Source organism: Afipia sp. GW822-FHT04G07, from assembly GCF_058800765.1.
In genome coordinates this window covers 3603869-3627257 of sequence record NZ_JBXAMP010000001.1, presented here as the reverse complement: position 1 = coordinate 3627257, position 23389 = coordinate 3603869, and the positions used below count along the sequence as shown (strand labels likewise).

Sequence of the window (23389 nt, the reverse complement as noted above, 5' to 3'; positions counted from 1 at the left end):
AGGAAGCCGAGTTATGGACAAGCTGCCTATCGCACTCGATCTGGCCGGCACTTTCGTGTTCGCGCTCAGTGGGGCGCTGGCGGGAACCAAGCGCGGGCTGGACCTGTTCGGCGTCCTAGTCTTGTCCTTCGCGGCGGGCAATTCGGGAGGCATTACCCGCGATCTCCTGATCGGCTCGGTGCCGCCCGGGGCGGTCGGCGACTGGCGCTATCTCGGCGTTTCGCTGCTCGCCGGCCTCATCACCTTCTACTTCTCTCCCCTGATCGTGCGGGTATCGAATGCGGTGCTGGTGTTCGATGCGGCGGGACTCGCGCTCTTCGCCGTCGCAGGCTCGTCAAAGGCTCTGTCGTTCGGGCTCAATCCGGTGATGGCGACGGTGCTCGGGGTGGTCACCGGGATCGGCGGGGGCATGGCGCGCGACCTCCTGCTCGCCGAAATTCCCACCGTGCTCCGGGCCGACCTTTATGCGGTCGCGGCGCTGGTGGCGGCGGCCATCGTAGTGATCGGTCATGTGCTGTCGCTGCCCGTCGGTCCCGTGACGGCGGTGGCGCTGATTTCATGCTTCCTGCTTCGTGGCATGGCCATCATACGCGGTTGGCGCCTTCCGGTCGCGAAAGGAGCCGAACGACAGGATCCCGGCAAGGAGGACCCGAAGACCGGCGGGAGGCGCTAGGCTACACCGCCTCGGGATTCATGCTCAAGTCGGCTCGTCCGGCGAACGCGGTGCCCACCGCGAGCTTCACCACGCAGGAGGACACGGTTTCCACCTCGTCGACCACGACAGGCGTGCCCAGCTACGGCTCGACCTCTGTGTTCGCAATGATCCAGCCGCTAACTGGCCGCGAAATGCGCCGGCCTGAATTTGCAAATTGTCTTGCGACGATCGAGCCACGGCCGGATCAATGCGTCATTGGACGCTCATTTACCGTCAACAGAGTGGCTGACTCGCCACACCGTGTTCCCGACATCGTCAGCAACGACCAGAGCACCGGTCCGGTCAAGCGCCACGCCGACCGGCCGCCCGTGAACCGTTTTTTTATCCGGTGCAAGGAAGTTCGTCACCACCGGGGTGGGCATCCCGCTCGGCCGTCCATTCACGAAGGGAACGAAGATCACCTGGTAGCCGTTCAGCGGGTCGCGGTTCCAGCTGCCATGCTGGCCCACAAACGCGCCATCGGCGAATGCCGGTGACAGCGTTTCTCCTTGACTGAATGCGAGGCCGAGTGCCGCAACATGGGAGCTGAGGCCGTAGTCCGGCTTGATCGCCTTCGCCACCATCGCAGGATCCTGCGGATGGACGCGTTCGTCCAAGTGCTGTCCCCAATAGCTATAGGGCCAGCCGTAGAAACCGCCGTCCTTGATGGACGATAGATAATCCGGAACCAGATCCGGCCCGATCTCGTCCCGCTCGTTGACTACAGCGAACAATTGCCCCGTTCCAGGCTGGATGGCGAGGTTGGTCGGATTGCGTGTTCCGGTCGCGAAAAGGCGCTTGGCCCCCGTCAGGCGATCGACCTCGTAGATGGCCGCGCGCCCTTCTTCGATGTCTATCCCATTCTCGGTGATGTTGCTGTTAGAGCCGACCCCGACATAGAGCTTTGACCCATCGGGGCTGGCCACCATAGACTTGGTCCAGTGGTGGTTGATCGGGCCTGCGGGCAAATCGGCAAGCTTTGTGCCGGGCGCCGTAATCTCCGTCTGTCCCGGTGTAAACGGAAAGGCGATGATCGCGTCGGTGTTGGCGACATACAAGGTGTCCGCCACCCATGCGACGCCGTACGGCGAGTGCAGGTGGTCGACCAGAACAGTCTCCATCTCCGGAACGCCGTCGCCATTGGCGTCACGCAACAAAGTGATGCGATTGCCGCCCTTGTCGGACGCACCGGCGCGCGCCTTAACTTTTCCTGAGATGTAATCCTTGGGGCGGAATGGCTTGGTGCCGGGACCGTTAGCTTCAACGACGAGAATATCGCCGTTGGGCAATGGGTAAACGATGCGCGGATGCATCAGTCCGGTCGCCATCGCCTGGATGCGCATGCCAGCCGGGACAGTGGGCGTTTCCCCGTCCTTCCAGCCAACCGCCTGCGGTACGCTCATGGGCGGCACCAGATACTGGTGAGCTTCAGGAAGGTCGGGATTCGGTCCATATTGTTTTGATGGATCGCCACCTTGGTCACTACAGGCGGAGACCAGCGCGGAAAGCATCAGTCCCGAAACCGTTCGAACTCGATTCGCGATCATTTGCTTTCTCCTTAGCCCGCAGTCTTGACGGCGGTAACACGCCAGCCTCGAAGACCGGCGGCAAGCAACAGGATCGTAACGATGATTGATAGGGTAATGCCGGTCGGGACAACCGAGGTCCACGCATCTCGCGTATGAACGAAGACGTTGACCAGCGAAAGAATTGCGGCAGCCCCGACCAAACCAAAATCGAACCAACGGATCGGCCCGGCTCTCCCGAGCGCGAAGTCAATTACCAGGAAAATCGTGGCGATCAGCGCCAGCACGAGACCCCCAGTGATCAGCCAAACAGAAAAGTTGGCCCACTGCATCAGCGAGTTGCTCGTGTACATATAATCGGTGAACAGAGCGGCCATGAGCAACGCGCCACCCAGTCCAACGAAAAACGGGTGCAGCGGCTTATGCATGTGGCTCGTGCCAATTGGCTGCGCCATGTCTTCCTCCCGTTTACTTCGACCAATTAAGTGCGATTTTTGCACGGAAGCCGGGCGACGACAACCGTCTTCCGTTTTCGTGCGGAGCGGAGGTGTCTTTCGGCTCGCGCGATACGCGTCAGGGACCGCCAAAAAGGTAATGCTAGCTGGAGAAGGAAAGCTGCTCTTCACCGCTGCTCAAAGCCGTTGCCGAGGTGCAGGATGCTTGGAAGTCGAGCGACGCCTTTCTCATGATCGGCGAACTAATCGGTCGGATCCGGCGGAGGCTGCGCCGCCTTCATCCCGTGGCGGACAAATACGCCTTGTTGGCAAGTGAACGAGTTACGTCAAGCTGAAACGTGAAATACGCGAGTGCTACCGGTGAGGGAAGGCGCTCCACCGATTCATTTCATAACGCGTCATTACGCGAATGGTCGTTGTAGCAGCAAAGCTAAAATGTCAGCACTGAGCAAAGTTCAAATGTCAGCTTCCATCGATCGCACGCAGATCGGCGTCCCAGCACACGCCGACCCAATCCAGTTCCAGTCTGTGTGTACCGAAAACCTAAACTCGGATGTAGCGGTGATGAAGTCCGCCGAGGAGTGCAATTGATCTAATGCTTCCCGTGCGCTGAACCGAGTGAGAGACCGGCGTATCCTTATTGAGCGATCGATGGGTCCTCAGTTCGTTATAGTACGCAGCATATTTCTTCAGAATTCGGAGCAAATGCGCTTCATTCAAAACGATGATATGGTCGATGCACTCGCGTCGGATCGATCCAATCAACCGTTCGGCAAAGCCATTCTGGCAGGGCGAGGCTGGTGCGGTAGGCCTGTCCCGGATGCCCATGGCGCATAATCGCCGTGTGACAACAGCACCATAGACCCGGTCCCGATCGCGGATCATGTAGTGCGGAGCCTCATCCCAAACGAATCTCTCCTTGCTCAATAATTTCTGCAGCTCGTTTAGCGAAGACAGGAGCCAGACTTCCGACCGTTGCGGCATTGTCAGAGCTTGCATTTCCAGCCAGTGCGCGCGCCGCGATTCCTTCGAAGATCACCGCGTTTCGAAATAATGCCAACACAAGATGAAAAACGCACAGCCGCTCCGTGCTATCAGAGAGAGAATAGTACGTCCGACAGAATTCATTCATATCGGGCAGCCCCTTGGCAGCCAGATCGAGCCCAAGGACTCCGCCATACTCTTCCGGGCGTATGTACCAGCTATAGACGCACGTATGCGCAAGATCGATCATTGGATGCCCGAGAGTGGACATCTCCCAATCGAGCACACCTACAACGACGGGCTCACTCGGATGGAAGATGAGATTGCCGATACGGAAATCTCCATGAACAATAGTTGTTCGCGTATCGCGTGGACAATTCGTCCGAAGCCATTCGGCAAGGAATCCGATCTCCGATATCTCCCTTGTCTTGGATAGCGACCATTGTCGCGTCCACCGCGCAATCTGACGCGCAAAGAAATCGCCCTGTTTGCCAAACGTCGAAAGTCCGGCTGACTCATAGTCGACACTGTGAATGGCCGACAGAGTTCTGGCGGCAGAACCATACATTTCCTTGCGATGTGTCGGCGGAGCCGCAGCAAGTTCGCTGTCGCTGAATATACGGCCTTCAATACGCTCCATAACGTAGAATGGCGAACCGACCACGTCATCGTACTTATGAAACAGCAGGACTTGAGGAACAGGCAAGCCAACCCGAATGAGAGCATCGAGAACACGATACTCCCGGTCAATGGCATGCGCGGAGGGTAACACCACCCCATCGGGCTTTTTTCTGAGCACCAGCCTTCTGTTTCCATAAGTTACAAAGAAGGTGGGATTGGATTGTCCGCCTGAGACCGGCTCGCATGACATTTCGCCGGTCAAATCGGAAATTCGCGACCGGATAAACGCATCGAGTTTGGGGAAACGAGTCATCTACCGGCTATCTCCGTTCGTTGATCAGATTGTCGCCGGGTCTCATCCAATCGACGCATAGCCGTTGTCGACTACGACTTGATCGCCGACAAACGCCTGAAAGCTGATGCGGCTTTCATCCCTCCACAGCTTGATCGTCAGTTCATCGTCGGGCACGACGACAGAACTAAAACGGCAATCCATGCATGTCAGTCGCTTTTGACCGTTGGCTCCGTAAGCCATGTCGATCACGCGACCGATATGGCCGTATGTGGAAAGTCCGTGCAGAATCGGTCTGGCGAAGCCGGCTTTCTTCGCGAAATCCGGATCGATATGCAATGGATTGTAGTCGCCGCTCAGGCGATAGATTTGCGTAGCCCGGCGATCGATGCATGCCATAACAACACGGTCCGGCGACCGTCCGGGAATAAGATGCGGTGCTGGCGGCGGCAGCAGCGGCCCACCCATACCGCCATCTCCCCTGCAAAATGCCGTTTGGGTAACCGTTGCCAAGGGTACCCCGGACTCTTTTTCCTGAATTGTGCGCTCGCTGACGATCAGTGCGCCCCGCCCCGGCCCCTTGTCATAAATTGCGGTGATACGAGGCCGGGCCAGAACAGTCGCCGCAGGGGGCAAAGCGTGATGAATTTCAAACCGCTCCGACGCATGAACCGTCCTCACGAAATCGAGGCCAGGATTGAGATCGCGGTACCAGAAGCCGGGATATGCAAGCATCACCGCCATCGAGGGCAAGACCCGCAAACCTTCCTCATAGACGTACGGGAGCTCACTGGAATCCCGGCCCGCTCCCACACCGAGCGCATAAATAATTGTGTCGCGAACTTGATAGGTGTGTTCGACCTCCGGAAACTGGAAGCCCAGAAGATCATCGTAACGAGACATATGCCGGGTTTTTCATGTTATGAGCGTCGCTGCGATCTCGCCAACGTGACACTCTGAAACTTTCTTGCCTTTGAACATGTCTTATGGTTCATCCGGCCCAAACAGGTCTTGATCGTCGAACCCCAGATACAGTTTTCGGACGAGGTCGCTGTTGATGAGTTCTTCCGGTCGGTCGGCGGTAAGCGCGATCTCTCCGTGAACCATTACATATCCGCGGTTTGCGATGCGAATTGTCTGCTCGAAGTTTTGCTCAGCCATCAGGACCGTGAGACCCAGCCTTTCCTTGAGACCGCCAATCATCTCGATCGTCCGCATAACAAGCGCAGGTGAGAGTCCAACAGACGGCTCATCAACGATCAGGATCGTCGGGCAAGTCATCAACGCGCGGCCAATAGCCAGCATCTGCTGTTCGCCGCCGCTCATGCTGCCGGCGAGTTGCTGCCGCCGCTCAAGCAGCCTTGGAAACGTCTCATAGCAGAAGGCAAGGCTGTCCGGCTGTCGGCGTCTGGCTTCCGGCCGATAGGCTCCCAGCAGAAGGTTCTCCTCGACGGTCAGTTTTGGAAACAGCCTGCGCCCTTCCGGAACGAGTGCGATTCCAAGATCCACAACTTCCTCGGCGGCCAGGCCGCTGAGTTCGACTGATTGCGACCCGAATTGCGCCGTAACGGATCCCGACGTGGGTCGCAACTGCCCGGTGATGCACTTGATCAGCGTGCTCTTGCCATTTCCATTTGTGCCGAGCAGCGCCACGGTCTCTCCGTTTCTTACCTCCATCGAGACGTTCGACAGTATCTTCACGGAGCCATAGCCGGCCGACAGGTTTTTGACGCTGATGCTACTTCCCAAGATATGCTCCCACCACTTCGGGATGACGCATGACCAATCTAGGCTCACCATCCGCGATTTTCTTGCCCGCCACGAGCACTGCGATACGGTGGGAGAACTTGATCACCGCCCTCATGATGTGTTCGATCATCAGAACCGCTATCCCCGATGCGTTCAGGCGGACGAGCAATTCCAGAATTTCGTCGATCTCGGCGTCCGACAGGCCCGCCATCACCTCGTCAGCGATCAGAATACGCGGGCTGCAAGCCAGGGCGCGGGCAAGCTCCAGCTTGCGAAGTTCGACCTGGGTCAGTGATGTCGGCGAATGCCGGGATTTGGAGCCAAGACCAACACTGTCTAGCGCGGCTTGCGCATCCCACCCAGCGTCGTTCAGACCTTCCCTTTTTCGGGAGAACATCAGCGGGATTTCCACATTTTCCTGAACCGTCAATCCCCGAAACGGGCGCGGTATCTGAAAACTGCGCGCGATGCCGAGCCGGGCACGTTGCCAACTGGCCAGTTCGGATATTTCCTCATCCAGAAAACGGACCGACCCACTCGAAGCCGAAAATGTACCGGCAATGCAGTTCACGAACGTGCTCTTGCCGGATCCGTTCGGTCCGATAAGCGCAAGCCGTTCTCCGGCGCCGATTTTGAGATCGACGTTGTCTAATGCGACAAAACCGCCAAACTTTTTTGTAATGCCAGTTGCCTCAAGCACGAGATCCCCCTTTCCAGTGGCGGCGGACCAGACTCACAATTCCACCGGGAGCGACCGCGACAAAAATCACGAGAAGCAAGCCGACAACGAGAAGGTTCGCGGCAGATGAGATCGTGACCGTCAAGATCTGCTGCACGCTTCCGAGCAGTATTGCGCCTATCACCGGCCCCCACCAGGCGGCCATGCCTCCGATAAGAGGCATTGCGATCGTGTTGATGGCAATGACCAGACTGAACGCCGATGTCGGCTCGACGTATGTGACGAAGTATGGGTAGGGAGCACCCGCGATTCCCATCAAGGCTCCACTCAACGTCGTCGCGAGAAGCTTCATGCGAAGGCTTGGGACACCATTCGCTTCGGCCGCCAGTTCGTCATCACGGATCGCTGCGAGCCCCTTACCAATCCATGAATTTTCGATCATCCACGCCATCAGAATGCCGAACAGCGCCAACGACGCCATGATCACCAGCAGCGCCTGAGAATAGATGATGAATCCTGCGGGTGGTTCAGGGCGCAGGATAAACACACCTCTGGCTCCGCCAACCAGCGACCAATGAACGATCAGCGTCTGCAGGACAACTGCGAGAGCAAGGGTCGCGATGGAGAAAAACACGCCGCGCAAACGCAACGTCAGATATCCGGTTCCCAATCCAATCAGACCGCAGACAAACGCTGCGACCGGTATCGTGACATAGAGAGGCGCGTCGTACAGTTCATGCAGCGCCACGGTGGTATAGCATCCCAGCGCAAAGAAGCCTGCCGATCCGAAATTCACATAGCCCGCATAACCGCCGAGAATATTCCAGGCTGTCGCGAGCAGGATGTATTGCAGCACCGTGTATCCCGCGAGATAGGCGTACTCATGATGGGGTTGCCCCGTCGCTATTACGGATACGACAAGAACGACATAGATCACGCAGACAGCTATCAAGCCACGTGGCCATCTCATCCCGGCTTTTCGATCGGCGACCATGGTCATATTCATATCTCCGTCATCGGCCGAACAGCCCAGCGGGGCGAAATGCCAGAGTCAGCAGCAGGACACCGAAGGCCACCGCCGGCGACCACGATGGGCCGAAGTAAGTCGATGTGATGGCTTCGACCACGCCGAGGACGATCGCAGCTATCAGCGTTCCCCAAACACTGGTCATTCCACCAAGAACGCAGATTGCAAAACTGCGTCCGATGAACTCACGGCCAATTGACGGCTCAACCGGCTGAATCATGATCAGGAGAACGCCGGCGACCATCCCCGTCGCGATCGCCAGTCCGAATGCGATTTCCTTGATCCTCGTGGGATTGGCTCCCACGAGGCGAACCGCTTGCACGTCCTGAGATACCGCGAGAATGACGCGTCCAATGTATGTCCGTTTGAGAAACACCTGCATCGCAACGACCATCGCGACGCCGATGACAAACGGAATGATCATGCGCCAAGGAAGCGAGACGAACCCGAATTCCACCACCGGTCCGACGTAAGGCGCGCTCACCTGACGGTAATCCACGCCGAACATCAAAAGCAGGCTGACTTCAATGATAAACAGCGCGCCGAAGAAGAAAGCCAGGCCTTGCAGGGCTTCCTCACCGCGCCGTTCAAAACAATAGTAGTAGATACGGTAAAAAGCACAGCCGATGAGAAAGCCGATCGGGAGCAGCGCAACCGCCGAGACGAAGGGATCGATGCCGTATGTCGACCAGCCGAGATAGGCAAGGAACGCACCCAGGATAATAAATCCTGGGTGCGCGATATTGACGATGTCGAGCATGCCAAATGAAATGGTCACGCCGATCGCGAGCGCGGCATAAAAGCCGCCTAGCAGAATTCCCGCCAAGATGGCATTGACCAGCAGATCCATGCTCTTCTCTTTCTAGGTCAGCGACAGATTTTGCGTCGTGAGGTTAGGGATTTCCGGCCGTGAATGGCGAAACCGCATTTCCTGACTTGAATTTCGGCGGATAGAGAATGGCCTGCTTCCCCGCCTCCTTGAACTGGTCGACGTTGTTGCCGGTGACACCCTGGTACTGAACAAGCAAGGCTCGTGGCTCTGCCCATTCACCCATGCCGTCAAACTTGATTTCGCCTGCAATCGTTTGAAATGTCGTTTTCCGCACGTAGTCGATAAGTTTGGCGTCTTCGACGGATCCGACCGCCTTGATGGCCTGTTCCAGGATCTGAATCTCTGCATAGGCGAGCGGAACGATGTAGAATCCGAGAGGGTCGAGACCTTCGCTTTGCGCGCGTGCCTGATACTTGGCCAATACTTCCTTCAGGCCCGGGAAGTCCATCGTTGGCTCCGGAACATAAAGATCATAGGAGACAACGCCGTTGAGCAATGGACCGAGTTGGGTCTTGAGCGCAGCCGACCCCAGACCAATCATGCCGCCCCCGAACAGTCTTGCGGACAGGCCGACTTCATGAGCCGCCCGGATCAACCCCGCGCTATCCGGAGGATATGAGCCGACGTAAATCAGATCTGGTTTTGTTGCCTTGACCGAGCGAATGATCGAACTGAATTCGATCGCATTCGGCGGATAGGTCCGCTCGAAAACGATGTCGATTCCCAACTCCTTCGCGTTTTCGCGTGCGCCTTCGAATGCCGTTTTGACAAACTCGACGTCGGCTCCGACGAGAGCAAGGGTTTTCGGCTTCGGTGTCAGTGTCATCGCCGTTTGCAGGAAGCCACGGGAAAATTCGTACTTGGCCTTCGAACCATTCGGCTGCATCTGGAAAAAGCCGGGATACTTGAACCGTTCGTTTCCGTTCAAGGAGAAAAGCGCCATGAAGATTTTCTTGCGCTGAATGATCGTTGGCATCGCCGCGCCAATCTGCGTGGTTGCATAGCCGGAAATCACGAGATCGACTTTGTCGATATCAAGCAACTTGGCGTAGATCGCCGGCACGGTCGCGGGACTGCTTTGATCGTCATAGAAGACGAACTCGACCTTGCGGCCCAGGATGCCGCCCTTGCTGTTCACCTCTTCCGCCCAGATTTGCCAGGTCAGAAGTGCGATTTTGCCAAAAACTGCCAGACCGCCCGATAACGCAATACCGAATCCGATCCGGAGCGGCGGAAGAGACTGCGCCTCTGCGGGTCTTGCTGCGAGATAGAGCGCGCCAACGCCGGAGCCAAGTACACTGCGTCGCGTCAGATTGAGCTTATCAGCCATGAAACAACTCCCCATGATATTTTCTAAGTTCATCTGCGCTGTTTGCTGAGCGCGATGTTTCGCCTTCGCACACAAAAATGGACCGTCTTTGGCTATGCTTTTCCCGCTCTGGCTATTGCCCTTCCCGTCTAGTTTGAAACCAAAGACCTCAGCTCCGCCTTCATCACCTTCCCGTTCGCGTTTCGCGGCAACGGCTGCGCAAGAAACGTGATGATCTCAGGAACTTTGTAGTCAGAAAGTCTCTCGGCGCAGAACGCGCGCAGTTCGTCAGAACTGGGATGGGGATCGGAAGGAACGACCAGAGCCCTTACCCGCTCTCCGAGAACCGGATCGGGTACACCCACGATTGCGCATTCGATGACACCGGGGTGGTAGGCCAGGACGTTCTCGACCTCGATGCAATAGATCTTGAAGCCCGCCCTGTTGATCATGTCCTTCTTTCGATCGAAGATGCGCACATATCCCTTCGCATCAATCGAACCGATGTCACCCGACCGCCAGTAACCGCCGACGAATCCCGAACGGTTCCCCTCCGGATTGTCCCAATAGCCGGGCACGGTCATCGCCCCGGCGATCCAGAGTTCTCCGCTTTCACCCGGCGCAACCTCGCGGCCCTCGTTATCGACGACCACAATCTCCGCACAGTGAAGCACCTTGCCGACTGAATCGGCGCGTGTCGCCGCATCGCCGGCTGGAAGTATCGTCACAGGCGACGTGGTTTCGGTCGAGCCGTAGCAATTCATGAGTATGAGTTGCGGCAACCGCTCAGCCAGCGCCCCGATTGTTGCCTGCGGCATCGGAGCTCCTCCGAATCCGCCAACCCGCCAGTTCGAGAGATCAAAGCTGCCGAATTCAGAATCGAGCAGGCACAGGTTGTACATCGCTGGAACGATCAGACTGTGGGTCATTCCCTCCCGCGCGGCGATTTCCAGAAACAGCCGCGCCTTGAATGTTGGCATCAGAACGGTCGTGCCACCCACGCGGATCATCGTGAGAATATTCGCAACCAGCCCTGTGACATGCGAACCTGGAACGGCAAGCACTGATACTTCGGTGCCAAGCCGCAGGTTCATGCCGTACTGGAAGTGCAGCGCAGAGTGAACCATGCCGAAATGGGTCAGCATCGCGCCTTTTGGCTGCCCGGTCGTACCCGACGTATAGAGGAGGCAAAATATGTCCTCCTCTTCAATTGTGACGGCCGGCGCGATCCCTTCGCCATTGGCGGCCTCATCAAAATCGAGGTCGTTTGTCGCTCCGATCGAACACGCGACACGCAACGTCGGCGTCGATGCGCGTGCGGGCAAATTCACACCGAATTCGGCTTCATAGATGAGCCCTGCTGCGGCACACTGGTTCAAGACGAATTCAATCTCCGGCGCCCGCTGCCGTATATTCAGAGGAACAGAAATAATTCCGGCGCGCGACGCCGCGAGAACGGCCACAACGAATTCGGTTCGATTTCCGATAAGCAACGCAAGACGATCGCCCTTCACCAAACCGCGCTCCGTGAGGCCACCCGCAAGCGCTTCCACCCGCCGATCAAGGTCGACATAGCTCAAGCGCTCATCCTCAAGAACGAGTGCAGTCCTATCCGGAAACTTCGCCACGGCCTCGCGGAACATCGCATCGACGTTCGACGGACGCTCCGCGAAACAACGCACAACACGATCGCCGTAATGCAATTCGCGAATGACCTTGGGCGTTTCCATCGCGGACCTCAGCGCGAGACTCTGGGCGGGCGCCCGAGAAGAAAGCCTCCGTCCACGGTAATCAGCTGTCCGGTCACCAGCGCCGCGCCTTCGATCAGCCAGACAATGGCATCGGCGATATCCTCCGGCTTGCAGGTCTTCTCGAGGGCGGACGAGTTTGAGAAGCCTTCGCGAACCGTCTTGTAGACGTCCTGCCCCAGACCGTTTTGCAGCCAGCGGCTCTCTATCAATCCGGGCATGACGCAATTCACCCGAATGGAAGGAGATAACGCACGCGCAAGCGAAAGCGTTAGCGTGTTCAACGCAGCTTTGGACGTAACGTAGGCAAAGGAGCTTCCATTTCCGGTCAATGCGCTGATGGACGATACGTTGACGACCGCACCGCCGCCGCTTGCCTTCATCGATGCGGCCGCGGCTCTGGTCATCTGGTATGTACCGATGACATTCACCGCATAGACTTCCTGGAAATCCTCGGCATTCTGCCGATCGAGTTCGTCCATCGGCACGAACTTTGTCGTGCCGGCGCTATTCACCACCGCATCGATACGACCAAACGCCTTGACGGCTGCCGCCACCACCTGCTTGCAATCGTCGTCTTTTGCGACGTCCCCGCGCACGGCAATCGCCTTCGGACCGAGTTTTCTGCATCGCGCGGAGGTTTCTTCCGCTTCGGCTGAGCTTCGGCTGTAGTTGATCACGGTATGCCATCCCCGCTCGGCGAGCATCAGGGCAGTTGCTGCCCCGACACCCGTTGCTCCGCCGGTGATCACCGCAACGCGGTTCTTGTCCATGTTATTTCCTCGCCGCTGAACCAGGCTCTACTTGATGGCCTGAGGATTGATCGGCGAGCCGGTGCCCCCCGTAATCACGAGCGGTGGGCCGCAGAAGAAAAACTCATAGATTCCGTCGGCAGCGCAGTCTTCCGCCAGTTCCTTGAGATAAAACATCTCACCCATGGTGAGACCCATTGCCGGGATCACGACCCAATGCCAAGGTTGCGCTGCCTCGTCCGTTTCGTTCGGACGAACCTCCACACCCCACGTATCGGTGCAGATTGCCGCGATGCTTTTCTCGTGAGACCAATAGCAGTTCTCGAACTTGACGCCGGGTGCGCTGCCGCCGGCATATGTCCCCCAGTCGCCCTGCTTCAGGACTCGCTCCATATGGCCGGTGCGGATTATGACAAAGTCGCCCTTGCGGATTTCAACGCCCTGCTTTTTCGCGGTGGCTTCGAGGTCTTCGTTGGAAATTCCATAGCCATCATCGAGACTATCGACGCCCTTGGCGCGCGCGACGTCGAGTAACACTCCACGCCCGACCATCTTGTCGCGCGTGTGCTCAATCCCGTTCTTGTGGACGCCCTGAGAATCCACCAATGTCGCGGGGAAGCCGTTGTACATGGTGTCGTTGTAGAAGACGTGTCCCAGCGAATCCCAATGGGTCGCCGACTGAACAGGCATGTTGATCGCGTCATCCGCGTAGCGAATCTTGGGCTTTTCGTCGTAAAGTCCGGCGACGGCGTCTGTCCCAGTCGCCAACATGGTGTGAATGGGATTCCAGCGGGGCGGACCATCGAAGGCGCCGCGCTGCGGTCCATTTTTGTTCAGAGGGATGCCGAGACCGAAGGACTTCCCCTTTTTAACAAGCCTGGCCGCCGCGACGATATCTTGAGACGTCACATGATTGAGCGTTCCGATCTCGTCTTGCTTTCCCCAGCGGCCCCAGTTTGAAAGTTTCTGGGAAGCCTCATGGATTTTTGCCTTGTTAACTGGCCCGCTCATGTTGGTCTCCATTTGTTGTTCTTGGCGAATATCTGAATCGGTCTCGATGGCTTTCGAAGATCGCCGCTCCGGCGTTCGACGAACAAACTCGATCGGTTGCACGATGCCGATAAAGTTGCGCAACTCCTGTCGAGAGAGCGCACGAGTCCTACCTCGCACTCGATAGCCGAGCCCGAAGAATCGCTTTACCGGTTCGAAGTCTTTCGAAGCTACGTAACTGCGCTGATGGTGGTCATGGTCGGTCTGCTCCCTGTCGGCATCGCCTTTTGGCTTGTGCCGTTATTGTTTGCGTTTCTCGCAATAGTCAGGTCAAAACGCTTATTAACCAGATGATCAATAACTCAGAGAAGTGTCAAGAGGCCGTTTAGAAAAAGCAGGCAAGACAAGAACGGTGCTACGAATTATCGCATGGGTATGAAAATGACACGGACGACATCATGAGCAGGCCTACCAAGGTCGCGCGAACGCGCCTGAACCCCGATCAACGCAAGGAACTGATCTTGCGGGGGGCTGTCACCTTTTTCGCGGATTACGGATTCAATGCGCAAATGCGCGAGCTGGCGAAAGCGCTTGGCGTCTCGCCGGCGTTGATCTTTGCGTATTTCAAGAACAAGGAAATTCTGCTGGAAGCTGTGTACGATGAAGTGTTCGGCTCGCGTTGGAACGATGATTGGGCCGCCCTCATCAGCGATGCCAAGATTCCTCTTCCCGAGCGCCTGATCAAATTCTATCGCTCATATCTGGCGGTAGTCGACGACCGCAATTGGATCAGAATATCGATGCGCGCCAGCCTGGAGGGCGAGGACCTGGTTCACCGCTATCTATCGGAACACCTTGACGGCTTGCTTCGATTGATAGCGATACAGGTGAGAAAGTTTGCGGGAGAGAAAAACCTCCGGAGCGCACCTTCGCAGATCGAGATCGAAGGAGTCTGGCAACTTCACTCCGCCGCTGTCTATTATCTCGTCCGGAAGCACATTCACCACAGCGCCGTGCTCGAAGACCGCGACTTGTTTGTGAGCTTTATCGTCGATGGCTTTATTTTCGGACTCAAACGCACGCAAAAAGCCACGTAACATCGCGGCCTCGAGCAGGCACCCTCCCCTTCAGCCGGAAAAGCTGCCGTTGGCAGATTCCGGCGTGTCGGAGAGGGCTTATGCTCGCTTCTTCCTCAGATCATCTTGTGGCCGATGAGCGGCGCGATATCACGGGTTTCCGGCCTTGAACGGCGTTATCACATTGCCCGACTTGTATTTGGGAGGATAGAGGATGACCTGTTTCCCCGCCTCCTTGAATTGCTCGATATTGTTGCCGACGACACCTTGATACTGAATGAGCAATGCCCTTGGCTCAGCCCACTCGCCAATGCTGTCGAACTTGATCTCACCGCCGACGGTCTTGAAGGTGTTGCGATGAACGTAGTCAATCAGCTTGGCATCATCGACCGAGTTGGTGGCCTTGATGGCCTGCTCCAGAATCTGGATTTCGGCGTAAGCAAGCGGTGCGATGTAGAATCCAAGCGGATCGAGACCTTCGCTTTGGGCACGCGCCTGATATTTCGCTAGCATCTCCTTGAGACCGGGAAAGTCCATCGTCGGCTCCGGCACGTAGAGATCATAGGAGACGATGCCATTCAGCAGCGGCCCCAGTTGGGTCTTGAGGGTCGCCGACTGCAAGCCGATCATGCCGCCACCGAACAATCTCGCGGACAGGCCAACTTCATGGGCAGCCCGAACCAGCCCCGCGCTGTCCGGCGGATAAGATCCGACGTAGATCAGCTCCGGCTTGGCGGCCTTGACCGTTCGAATGATCGAGCTGAATTCGATTGTGTTCGGCGGATAGGTCCGCTCATACACGATGTCGATTCCAAGTTCCTTGGCATTTTCGTGCGCGCCTTCGAAAGCCGTCTTGACGAATTCGATATCCGCGCCGAGCAACGCCAGCGTTTTAGGCTTGGGATCAAGTGTCTTGGCTATCTGAAAAAAGCCGCGTGAGAATTCATACCTTGCTTTTGAGCCATTTGGCTGCATCTGAAAGAAACCGGGATACTTGAAGCGCTCATTCCCGTTCAACGAAAAAAGCGCCATCAGTATCTTCTTGCGTTGAATAACCGTAGGCATCGCGGCCCCGATCTGGGTGGTTCCATAGCCCGATAGAACCAGATCAACCTTATCGATATCCAGCAGTTTTGCGTAAATGCCGGGAACGGTCGCAGGGTTGCTTTGATCGTCGTAGAACACGAACTCAACTTTGCGGCCAAGAAGTCCGCCGCGCGCGTTCACCTCCTCAGCCCAGATTTGCCAGGTCAGAAGCGCGATCTTCCCAAGGGCTGCAAGCCCGCCCGAAAGGGCGAGGCCGAATCCAATTCGCAGCGGCGGCGCATTTTGCGCCATCGCTGGCATTGCTGCGAGAGAAAGTGCTCCTACGCCGGAGCCGAGTACACTGCGCCGTGTCAGACCAAATTTTTCATCCATGAAACGTCTCCCCGTTATTATTTTTTGAACTTCATCGCGCTCCGAGATATTGTCTCGAATTGCTCGCCAATCCGGCGAGTCCGCTCCAAACGCGGGCCGCCGGGCATCCGGTTCAGTTTTAGGAAGCCAGCCGACTGGCTAAACACCATCCTTTTCGCGGAAAGAGAATCCGATGGTTTCCAGCCGCTCCGCGACCTGGCCGCCAAACGCTTTCTTGAATTTTTCGGATTCGCTGGGAGCGAATCCGATGTCGTTGTAATCTCGCTCCTCTCCCCCCGTAATCATCACGAGAAGATAGGCGGTCTCGGACGTGATGTTGGTAAAGTCGCGATACACCGCCTTGGGAACGGCGATCATGTCGTACGGTTCTAGTATCGTTTCGTGCTGGCCTTCGTTGCCCCATCTAATCTTGAACCGACCCTTGAGGCAGAAGAGTAGTGGTGCGAATCCGGTCTCTGTAGAGACTCCGAAAGCCTGAAAAGCCCGCTGTTTGCGGGCCTTTCTGCCTCTAAAAAATAATATTCTCCAAAACCCGGACTGGATGGCTGGGGCGGGAGGATTCGAACCTCCGCATGGGGGAATCAAAATCCGGCCGGACCGTGAACAATATCAATGTTCATTCTGAATAGAGCGCAGAATCTGCCCCTAGATCTATCAATAGGTTAGCTGGGATTTCAGAACGACTCCCACGTGCAAGAGCCTGAGAATTTCTCTTGATACGATATGGATTGCTGGCTCGAATTACTTGGAATAAGGGCGATCCTAATCAGACGCTGGATGCGCACCCGAAACAGCTAGAACAAAAGCCCAGAGTTCTCGTGCGAGGATACTCTTGCGAGGGACCGTTTTTCGAGCCAGCGCATGAACAATGGCCTGCCGAAGGCCTCCCAGAATCATCGCTGCTGCAAGACCTGGATCGATGGAATCCGATATGTCACCATCGCGCTGTCCTTTAGCAATGTTCCTGGCGCCTTTGGCGACATGTGCTGAAAGCCATCGAGCCTCGACCTGGGCGACGACGGGATCGCGACTTAGCTGTGAAAGAATGATTGGCGCTAACGGATCACTGTAGTGATACTCAACGATCATACGCACACGCCTTTCTTCTCGATCGGCCCAGTGCTCCCCGTCGAGCTCCGCATTCATTACTGACGCGTCGTACCGTTCATAAAAATCATCAACGACCGCTGCTATCAATTCGCTCTTTGAGCCGAAGTGGTGATATGGCGTTCCAACGGAAACGCCAGCACGCTTTGTTACATCCCCAATCTCAAGCGTGCCCTTGTTTGCAACGAGCTCCTGCACTGCGCTGTTGAGGAGAAGCTCCCTCGTTTCGGCTTTGGCCGTTTTGCGCTTGGGAATGACACGGGGCGTTTTCATAAAGTGACTTCAATTCTTATGTTATTAGAGATATTGCGCTATTTTAGTGTCGGGATGTCGTAAAACACTAGCTCAAAACATCCGAAATATGGCGGTTGCTGTGAGCAATAGCGTTTCAGAAGATTTGGCTTCGGCATCAAGGAAGGCGAGCGTCTTCGAGAGTTTGCGAACTCGCACCCGCGCTTCGATCCACGAACCTGAAGCAATCGCTGTCACAAACTGGCTGTCGAGCGCAACGGTTGAGCATCGACGGCCCGTCGCAGTCAGCACGGTATGACCAAGTACGGTGTCAACGAAGGTGACGGTTGCCCCGCCATGCATAACGCCGTACGGGTTGTTGTGGCGTTCGTCGCTTTGAAAGCCATAAATATGACCGCCGTCAACATCCTTCGACCAGAAATAGGGGCCGCTAAATCCGGCATAGCCGTTCAATTCGGGGAGCATGCTGTAACCGGGTGGCACGGTTGAAACGATCCTCACGATGAAAATCCCAAAGAGTTATCCTGCGATTGCACCCGCCTGCACGAAAGCAGCTTCTTCTGTGCCTTCCAAATCCCAAGGTGGAGATTCCCAGCGGTATGTGTACCGCCGGGAATTGTCATTACTTCTTCAACAAGGGGCAAGTGCTCTTATCGATTGGTGTGAAGGCCTGATCCGCAGGAATGGTAGAGACCACTTTGTAATAGTCCCAAGGTTCCTTTGATTCAGATGCAGTCTTCACCTCGAAAAGATAGGCCGGATGGATCTTGCGGCCGTTAGGTTCGATTTTTCCCTTTCCGAAGAGCGGATCGTCAGTCGGCATCGCCTTCATTGCGCTGACGATCTTGGCGCCGTCGCGTGAATTCCCGCCCTCGTTCTCCAGAACCTTCAGGTAGTGGAGAGTCGACGAATAGACTCCCGCCTGAACCATGCTGGGCATCGCACGGTTCTTCATGCGCGCGGAAAAGCGCTTTGAAAAAGAGCGAGTGCCGTCATTGAGGTCCCAATAGAATGTCGCTGTCAGGTTGAGGCCGGCGGCCGCCTTTAAGCCCAGCGAGTGGACGTCCGTTATGAACAACAATAGCCCAGCAAGCTTTTGGCCACCGCTAATGATGCCGAACTCGGATGCCTGCTTGATGGCATTGATGGTGTCGCCGCCAGCGTTCCCCAGTCCGATAACCTTTGCCTTGGAGGATTGTGCCTGCAGCAGGAATGACGAGAAATCGGCCGTGTTGAGCGGGTGACGAACACTACCTACGACTTTTCCTCCAAGTGACGTGATTGCTTCGGTCGTGTCCCGTTCAAGCGCGGAGCCAAAGGCATAGTCAGCGATGAGAAAGAACCACGTATTGTCTCCGCCCTTGGTGAGCGCCGAGCCCGTCCCATGCGCGAGCATATAGGTGTCGTAGGACCAATGAACTGTATTTGGAGTGCACGCCTTGTTTGTCAGATCTGACGAGCCACCACCTGAGTTCAGGAGGACGATGTTTTTGTCTTTGACCAGATTGTTGACCGCCAGCGCAACCGACGATGTCGGTACGTCCGCGATCACGTCGACCTTCTCAACATCGATCCATTGACGCGCAATATTTGCACCAATGTCGGGCTTGTTGTGGTGGTCTCCAGCGATAACTTCAACCTTCCAGCCTCTGTTCGTCAATCCAGAGTCTTCAATGGCCATTTGTGCAGCGAGTACGGATCCCGCGCCGCTAATATCCGCATAAAGTCCAGACTGATCGGTCAACACTCCGATCTTCACGTTTTTATCCTGCGCAGTCGCCGCAGAAGACACGCCAAGCACAAGAGATGTGCCAAGCATCAGTGCCGAAATCATCTTAGTCATGTCATCTCCACTAGATTCTACTTGATCTCAGTTTTTCTTGTTGATGAAGCAATGCCCGACTTCAGCGCATGATCGATGATCACCTCGGATTCGAGCGCATGTTCCATTGCTTTCTTTCAGAGTCGGTTGGATCCACCCTCGACGACCGCGCTGTCCTCGGCCCGATTGCTTGACCCTGGCGCGCTGCGGCTTGGCATCCAACCAAGAACGCCGCCCGAGCTGACTACGCGACCCTTAATGCAATAAGGGGTTAGCCGGACTTGGCCATGGAGCCGATCGCTGCAGTCTGAGCTCTAACGCTTTCCGAACTAGCACTGCTTCATCCGCTCGATCATCGTATCGCGCATAACAAATTTCTGAATCTTGCCGGTAGCCGTCATCGGGAAGCTGTCTACAAAGACAACAAGCTTCGGAATTTTGTAATGCGCTATTTGCCCCTTACAAAAATCTCTCATTTCCTCTTCGGAAGACGTTTGTCCGGCCTTCAGGCTTATCCATGCGCAGAGTTCTTCTCCGTACTTTTGATCGGGTACACCAAAAACCTGCACGGTCTCGATCTTGGGATTCCTGTAAAGGAATCCTTCGATTTCAGCCGGATAAATGTTCTCACCGCCACGAATAACCATATCCTTGATGCGGCCTACGATCTGAAAGTATCCATCGTCATCCATGACGGCCAGATCACCGGTATGCATCCAGTCTGCAGCGTCGATTGCCATGCTTGTCTGAGCGTCATCATTCCAGTAGCCGCGCATAACATTGTATCCTCGAGCAAGAAGCTCTCCGGACTGCCCGGCCGGAACAACACGTCCCGCGTTATCCACGATCTTGATCTCCACATGGGGAGCAACGCGTCCGACTGTGCCAACCCGTCGCTCGATCGGATCGTCTTTATCCGTCTGAGTGACCGTTGGACTTGTTTCAGTCATGCCGAAACCAATGGTAATTTCCGTCAGCCCCATTTCGGTGGTTACGCGCTGCATCAGTTCGAGTGGGCAAGGGGCCCCAGCCATCATTCCCGTTCGAAGGCTGGACAGGTCGAATTCTCGAAATCTGGGATGCTCAAGCTCGGCGATAAACATCGTCGGGACACCGTGCAGTGCCGTGCATTTCTCCGACTCAACAACTCGAAGCACTTCGAGCGGATCAAACAGCTCTCCTGGGAGCACGACCGTCGCCCCGTGTGTTACACATGCGAGAACACCAAGGACCATTCCAAACGTATGAAACAGCGGAAGCGGGATGCAGAGCCGATCCCGCTCGGTGAATCCCATTCTTTCGCCTACAAAGAATCCGCTGTTCAGTATTCCATGATGTGTCAGCGTGGCGCCTTTCGGCAGGCCGGTTGTTCCACTCGTGAACTGAACATTTATCGGGTCATCAAACTGAAGATCGTCGCACTGCTTTCGTAAGGAAATCAGATCATCGTCATTGGCTGTTCGAGCGACATCGTGGAATGGGACTCCCGCTCTGTTGCATCGATCGCCACCAATGACAATTAAGAACTCCAACAGCGGTAATCGAGAAGCTTTTTCGTTTGAATCTTGATTGAACAGCTGGGGTGCAAGGCCCTCCAGCATCTCCATGAAATTTGTTGTCTTGAGTGACGGTGTCGCAATTATCGCTCGGCAGCCCGATTTACTCAGGACATGCTCCAGTTCGGAGAGGCGGTAGGAGGGGTTGACTGTGATGAGGATCAAGCCCGCTATCGCCGTGCCGAATTGGGCGATCACCCATTCTGCATTGTTCTGAGAGAGGATGGCAATGCGGTCCCCCGGTTGCAGTCCCATCTTCTTGAGACCAGCGGCGAACCGTTCGGCATCACGATATAGCTCGCGGTATGTTATGCGAACATTCTGGAACGGAACTATGAGCGCCTCGCGATCTCCGTGTTTTTGGCTGATAGTCGAAAGAAAGGATCCGATCGTCTGCCCGATCAAAGGTGCGGATGACGCGCCATGCCTATAGCTTTGCTTGAGATCCATGATAGCCACCAAGAAAATGAAAAGTCTGCGGAAAGCTCGGAAGCAACCTCTGACATCAGCCAGAGGTTGCTTCGAACCAGACGGTCGGGAAAGTTAGCTCAAATATCCGAAGTCACCGTGCCGTCCGGTGCCTCCCACAAATCGCGTCGCGCCTGCGATGCCCTCGCCTTGAAGAGGCTTCTCTCCGTTCACCCATTCGACAGCCAGCGCATCCCTCACCTGGAGACCGTATGTTTCATAGACCGATTTGCGGTCTGCTTTCACACACTCAGGCGGAAACCGCCCGATCTCGTGAGCAAGCGCTTCGGCCGCCTGCCGTACCGTTCCAGCCGGAGCGACTCTCTCGCAGAGTCCGATCCGAAGCGCTTCCTCGGCACGCACGGCGCGTCCGGTCATGATAATTTCGAGAGCCCGGCCCTGACCGACGAGTCTAGGTAGCCGCACAGTGCCTCCGTCCAACAGCGGCACGCCCCAACGCCTGCAATATACGCCGAAGTAGCCGCTTTCTGCATCGACAACCCGGAGGTCGCACCAAAGCGACAATTCCATTCCTCCAGCAACTGCGGGACCATCGACCGCAGCGATTGTCGGCTTGGTTGTCGAAAGCCGGGTCGGCCCAAGAGGACCTCTCGGCATTGGCTGCCCCGCAGGCACCGGCAACTTAAGGCTGGTCAATTCCAGATGAGCAGCTCCTGCACTTGCGTGCTTGAGATCCCAGCCGGCGCAGAACGCTCCGCCGCTGCCAAAAAGCACTGCAACCCTGGCGCTATCGTCATTCTCAAATTTCTGAATCTCCGCAACAAGCAAATCTGCTGTTTCTGGGTTCATTGCGTTACGTGCTTCCGGCCTGTCGATAATGATCGTGGTGACAAAGCCGCTTTTCTCGACGCGAACTGTCATTCTAGCTTCCTCTCAATTTCATCGCTGGCACCCGTGAAGCCCTCACGAGGTCGTCGGTATCAGGTCAAGGTAAAATGAATTGAAGTCAATTCAATTGTTGCTGTCAAGCTCGACATTTGCGAAAGTGTGACTATTCACTGCATTATGACCAACCGTTGGGCATCTTACGCGGGCAGCGAGACTGGCCTGCGCTCCCGCAGCTTGGCGCTGTAACAATACATGAAACGCGCGTGAAGCTGACCAAACCCGCCGTCACCCGTGAACAGGTCTACAAGTTCGCACACGGTTGCATCAAAGGCGGCGAACCGGAGTGCGGCGCTGCTGCCGTGATCTGCTTTGAATGGTTGCAGCGACCGGAGAATGTCATCGCGGGCCACATCAGATGGTCCGGTTATCGCACGGGGCCGGCGCCGACCATTCAGATTGAGCACCACAAGACCGGTGCCGTCATCGAACATCCGCTCGAGGAAAATCTCGACGATGGGACAATCGTCAGATTTTACGAAGACGCCGAAGCGGTGCTGTCGCATCTCAAGCGGCGCGGCACTCCCATGATTTTGCGCGAAGTCGAAAAGGGCAAATCGAAGCCGTACTCGTTCTCCGGAATGCAGAAGATCGTACAGCGGATGCGCAAGGACATCGGCCTGCCCGTCGAGTTCACCCTGGACGCATGTCGCCACGGCGGCATGACGGAATTGGAAGAGGCGGAGCTGACGGACGGTCAGGGCCGCGCCCTGTCTGCCCATAGGACCAAGGAGAGCTATGCCGGCTACGCCAAGCGGACAGCCCCGCGCGTGCTTTCTGCCACACGAAAACGGCACGCTCACTGGCTGGCGAACCAAACGGCAACATCTATTCAGAATGAGGCAGGTGAGCCCGTTCAGAATGAAAACCTGCAAAACGAGAAAAGTGCCTGAGCCGCAGGGCTTTTAGCTGGCTGGGGCGGGAGGATTCGAACCTCCGCATGGGGGAATCAAAATCCCCTGCCTTACCACTTGGCGACGCCCCAATAGCGCCGAACGGTTTTGCGGCGGGGTCGAACCCGGCCGCTGCGCGCCGCTCGTTGTCGAAAAAGGTGCGGCGGATTTGCGGCTGGAAGCCATGAACCGCGCCGATTCACCGTGGCAGCGCAGGTCTTAGAGCATTTTC

General features: G+C 56.3%; 23 protein-coding genes and 1 tRNA gene. 3 read left to right on the top strand and 21 right to left on the bottom strand.

Going from position 1 to position 23389, the window contains the following annotated elements; genetic code table 11:
* Positions 1-13 precede the first annotated feature (13 nt).
* On the top strand, positions 14-673 hold the full coding sequence (locus AC1RKJ_RS17755) for a trimeric intracellular cation channel family protein (RefSeq protein WP_492792230.1): 660 nt from the start codon (positions 14-16) through the stop codon (positions 671-673).
* 245 nt (positions 674-918) lie between these two features.
* Here the strand turns inward: AC1RKJ_RS17755 and AC1RKJ_RS17750 are convergent, their stop codons facing one another.
* The 13 genes from AC1RKJ_RS17750 to AC1RKJ_RS17690 form a co-directional block, all read right to left on the bottom strand.
* Positions 919-2241, bottom strand: coding sequence for a PQQ-dependent sugar dehydrogenase (locus tag AC1RKJ_RS17750; RefSeq protein WP_492792229.1), 1323 nt, complete (start codon positions 2239-2241; stop codon positions 919-921).
* Positions 2242-2252: 11 nt separating this feature from the next.
* The gene (locus AC1RKJ_RS17745; RefSeq protein ID WP_492792228.1) at positions 2253-2675 is read right to left on the bottom strand and encodes a DUF2231 domain-containing protein; all 423 of its coding nucleotides are present in this window, start codon (positions 2673-2675) and stop codon (positions 2253-2255) included.
* Between the two features lie 543 nt (positions 2676-3218).
* Positions 3219-3503 carry an integrase core domain-containing protein gene (locus tag AC1RKJ_RS17740; RefSeq protein ID WP_492792788.1) on the bottom strand — a complete coding sequence of 95 codons (285 nt, stop codon included), beginning with the start codon at positions 3501-3503 and terminating at the stop codon, positions 3219-3221.
* Positions 3504-3573: 70 nt separating this feature from the next.
* On the bottom strand, positions 3574-4593 hold the full coding sequence (locus AC1RKJ_RS17735) for a phosphotransferase family protein (RefSeq protein ID WP_492792227.1): 1020 nt from the start codon (positions 4591-4593) through the stop codon (positions 3574-3576).
* Positions 4594-4635: 42 nt separating this feature from the next.
* Positions 4636-5475: a MaoC/PaaZ C-terminal domain-containing protein gene (locus AC1RKJ_RS17730; protein ID WP_492792226.1), complete on the bottom strand. Its 840-nt coding sequence runs from the start codon at positions 5473-5475 to the stop codon at positions 4636-4638.
* An 81-nt stretch (positions 5476-5556) separates the two neighbouring features.
* Positions 5557-6372 carry an ABC transporter ATP-binding protein gene (locus tag AC1RKJ_RS17725; RefSeq protein ID WP_492792225.1) on the bottom strand — a complete coding sequence of 272 codons (816 nt, stop codon included), beginning with the start codon at positions 6370-6372 and terminating at the stop codon, positions 5557-5559.
* Complete coding sequence (locus AC1RKJ_RS17720; protein ID WP_492792224.1) at positions 6311-7021, bottom strand: ABC transporter ATP-binding protein; 711 nt, start codon at positions 7019-7021, stop codon at positions 6311-6313. Before AC1RKJ_RS17720 ends, AC1RKJ_RS17725 begins: the two co-directional genes overlap by 62 nt.
* Positions 7014-7970 carry a branched-chain amino acid ABC transporter permease gene (locus AC1RKJ_RS17715; protein ID WP_492792223.1) on the bottom strand — a complete coding sequence of 319 codons (957 nt, stop codon included), beginning with the start codon at positions 7968-7970 and terminating at the stop codon, positions 7014-7016. The genes AC1RKJ_RS17720 and AC1RKJ_RS17715 overlap by 8 nt, the downstream gene beginning before the upstream one ends.
* 43 nt (positions 7971-8013) lie before the next feature.
* Positions 8014-8877 (bottom strand): branched-chain amino acid ABC transporter permease, encoded by an 864-nt coding sequence (locus tag AC1RKJ_RS17710; RefSeq protein ID WP_492792222.1) that lies wholly within the window; start codon positions 8875-8877, stop codon positions 8014-8016.
* A 43-nt stretch (positions 8878-8920) separates the two neighbouring features.
* Positions 8921-10189, bottom strand: coding sequence for an amino acid ABC transporter substrate-binding protein (locus tag AC1RKJ_RS17705; protein WP_492792221.1), 1269 nt, complete (start codon positions 10187-10189; stop codon positions 8921-8923).
* Between the two features lie 128 nt (positions 10190-10317).
* Entirely contained in the window at positions 10318-11898 is a 1581-nt protein-coding gene (locus AC1RKJ_RS17700) for a class I adenylate-forming enzyme family protein (protein WP_492792220.1), read from the bottom strand.
* Positions 11899-11906: 8 nt separating this feature from the next.
* Entirely contained in the window at positions 11907-12689 is a 783-nt protein-coding gene (locus tag AC1RKJ_RS17695) for an SDR family NAD(P)-dependent oxidoreductase (protein WP_492792219.1), read from the bottom strand.
* A gap of 27 nt (positions 12690-12716) precedes the next feature.
* Positions 12717-13679 (bottom strand): cyclase family protein, encoded by a 963-nt coding sequence (locus AC1RKJ_RS17690; protein ID WP_492792218.1) that lies wholly within the window; start codon positions 13677-13679, stop codon positions 12717-12719.
* 437 nt (positions 13680-14116) lie between these two features.
* On the opposite strand from AC1RKJ_RS17690, the gene AC1RKJ_RS17685 reads away from it, so the two are divergent.
* A complete protein-coding gene (locus AC1RKJ_RS17685; RefSeq protein WP_492792217.1) occupies positions 14117-14755 on the top strand; it encodes a TetR/AcrR family transcriptional regulator in 639 nt (212 codons plus the stop codon).
* 129 nt (positions 14756-14884) lie between these two features.
* Here AC1RKJ_RS17685 and AC1RKJ_RS17680 read toward each other — a convergent pair whose 3' ends face one another.
* The 7 genes from AC1RKJ_RS17680 to AC1RKJ_RS17650 all read right to left on the bottom strand — a co-directional run bounded on the left by AC1RKJ_RS17680 (position 14885) and on the right by AC1RKJ_RS17650 (position 22240).
* Entirely contained in the window at positions 14885-16072 is a 1188-nt protein-coding gene (locus tag AC1RKJ_RS17680) for an amino acid ABC transporter substrate-binding protein (RefSeq protein WP_492792787.1), read from the bottom strand.
* Between the two features lie 219 nt (positions 16073-16291).
* Positions 16292-16510, bottom strand: a complete 219-nt coding sequence (locus tag AC1RKJ_RS17675; RefSeq protein WP_492792216.1) for a hypothetical protein — start codon at positions 16508-16510, stop codon at positions 16292-16294.
* 405 nt (positions 16511-16915) lie between these two features.
* A complete protein-coding gene (locus AC1RKJ_RS17670; RefSeq protein WP_492792215.1) occupies positions 16916-17533 on the bottom strand; it encodes a TetR/AcrR family transcriptional regulator in 618 nt (205 codons plus the stop codon).
* A 72-nt stretch (positions 17534-17605) separates the two neighbouring features.
* On the bottom strand, positions 17606-18013 hold the full coding sequence (locus AC1RKJ_RS17665; protein WP_492792214.1) for a PaaI family thioesterase: 408 nt from the start codon (positions 18011-18013) through the stop codon (positions 17606-17608).
* 121 nt (positions 18014-18134) lie between these two features.
* Positions 18135-19355 carry an ABC transporter substrate-binding protein gene (locus AC1RKJ_RS17660; RefSeq protein WP_492792213.1) on the bottom strand — a complete coding sequence of 407 codons (1221 nt, stop codon included), beginning with the start codon at positions 19353-19355 and terminating at the stop codon, positions 18135-18137.
* Between the two features lie 308 nt (positions 19356-19663).
* Positions 19664-21340: an AMP-binding protein gene (locus AC1RKJ_RS17655; RefSeq protein WP_492792212.1), complete on the bottom strand. Its 1677-nt coding sequence runs from the start codon at positions 21338-21340 to the stop codon at positions 19664-19666.
* Between the two features lie 93 nt (positions 21341-21433).
* Positions 21434-22240: a crotonase/enoyl-CoA hydratase family protein gene (locus tag AC1RKJ_RS17650; RefSeq protein WP_492792211.1), complete on the bottom strand. Its 807-nt coding sequence runs from the start codon at positions 22238-22240 to the stop codon at positions 21434-21436.
* A 230-nt stretch (positions 22241-22470) separates the two neighbouring features.
* Between AC1RKJ_RS17650 and AC1RKJ_RS17645 the strand changes: the two genes are divergently transcribed.
* Positions 22471-23157 (top strand): hypothetical protein, encoded by a 687-nt coding sequence (locus AC1RKJ_RS17645; protein WP_492792210.1) that lies wholly within the window; start codon positions 22471-22473, stop codon positions 23155-23157.
* A gap of 17 nt (positions 23158-23174) precedes the next feature.
* On the opposite strand, the gene AC1RKJ_RS17640 is transcribed toward AC1RKJ_RS17645, so the two are convergent.
* Positions 23175-23249 (bottom strand) — tRNA-Gln (locus AC1RKJ_RS17640).
* Positions 23250-23389 lie beyond the last annotated feature (140 nt).

Coding starts and splice junctions, on each gene's coding strand:
- AC1RKJ_RS17650 (WP_492792211.1), bottom strand. CDS start 22,240: ATGACAGTTCGCGTCGAGAAAAGCGGCTTTGTCACCACGATCATTATC.
- AC1RKJ_RS17715 (WP_492792223.1), bottom strand. CDS start 7,970: ATGAGATGGCCACGTGGCTTGATAGCTGTCTGCGTGATCTATGTCGTT.
- AC1RKJ_RS17700 (WP_492792220.1), bottom strand. CDS start 11,898: ATGGAAACGCCCAAGGTCATTCGCGAATTGCATTACGGCGATCGTGTT.
- AC1RKJ_RS17735 (WP_492792227.1), bottom strand. CDS start 4,593: ATGACTCGTTTCCCCAAACTCGATGCGTTTATCCGGTCGCGAATTTCC.
- AC1RKJ_RS17680 (WP_492792787.1), bottom strand. CDS start 16,072: ATGGCGCAAAATGCGCCGCCGCTGCGAATTGGATTCGGCCTCGCCCTT.
- AC1RKJ_RS17755 (WP_492792230.1), top strand. CDS start 14: ATGGACAAGCTGCCTATCGCACTCGATCTGGCCGGCACTTTCGTGTTC.
- AC1RKJ_RS17690 (WP_492792218.1), bottom strand. CDS start 13,679: ATGAGCGGGCCAGTTAACAAGGCAAAAATCCATGAGGCTTCCCAGAAA.
- AC1RKJ_RS17695 (WP_492792219.1), bottom strand. CDS start 12,689: ATGGACAAGAACCGCGTTGCGGTGATCACCGGCGGAGCAACGGGTGTC.
- AC1RKJ_RS17730 (WP_492792226.1), bottom strand. CDS start 5,475: ATGTCTCGTTACGATGATCTTCTGGGCTTCCAGTTTCCGGAGGTCGAA.
- AC1RKJ_RS17710 (WP_492792222.1), bottom strand. CDS start 8,877: ATGGATCTGCTGGTCAATGCCATCTTGGCGGGAATTCTGCTAGGCGGC.
- AC1RKJ_RS17740 (WP_492792788.1), bottom strand. CDS start 3,503: ATGGGCATCCGGGACAGGCCTACCGCACCAGCCTCGCCCTGCCAGAAT.
- AC1RKJ_RS17675 (WP_492792216.1), bottom strand. CDS start 16,510: ATGATCGCCGTTCCCAAGGCGGTGTATCGCGACTTTACCAACATCACG.
- AC1RKJ_RS17725 (WP_492792225.1), bottom strand. CDS start 6,372: ATGGTGAGCCTAGATTGGTCATGCGTCATCCCGAAGTGGTGGGAGCAT.
- AC1RKJ_RS17685 (WP_492792217.1), top strand. CDS start 14,117: ATGAGCAGGCCTACCAAGGTCGCGCGAACGCGCCTGAACCCCGATCAA.
- AC1RKJ_RS17655 (WP_492792212.1), bottom strand. CDS start 21,340: ATGGATCTCAAGCAAAGCTATAGGCATGGCGCGTCATCCGCACCTTTG.
- AC1RKJ_RS17670 (WP_492792215.1), bottom strand. CDS start 17,533: ATGAAAACGCCCCGTGTCATTCCCAAGCGCAAAACGGCCAAAGCCGAA.
- AC1RKJ_RS17750 (WP_492792229.1), bottom strand. CDS start 2,241: ATGATCGCGAATCGAGTTCGAACGGTTTCGGGACTGATGCTTTCCGCG.
- AC1RKJ_RS17705 (WP_492792221.1), bottom strand. CDS start 10,189: ATGGCTGATAAGCTCAATCTGACGCGACGCAGTGTACTTGGCTCCGGC.
- AC1RKJ_RS17660 (WP_492792213.1), bottom strand. CDS start 19,355: ATGACTAAGATGATTTCGGCACTGATGCTTGGCACATCTCTTGTGCTT.
- AC1RKJ_RS17745 (WP_492792228.1), bottom strand. CDS start 2,675: ATGGCGCAGCCAATTGGCACGAGCCACATGCATAAGCCGCTGCACCCG.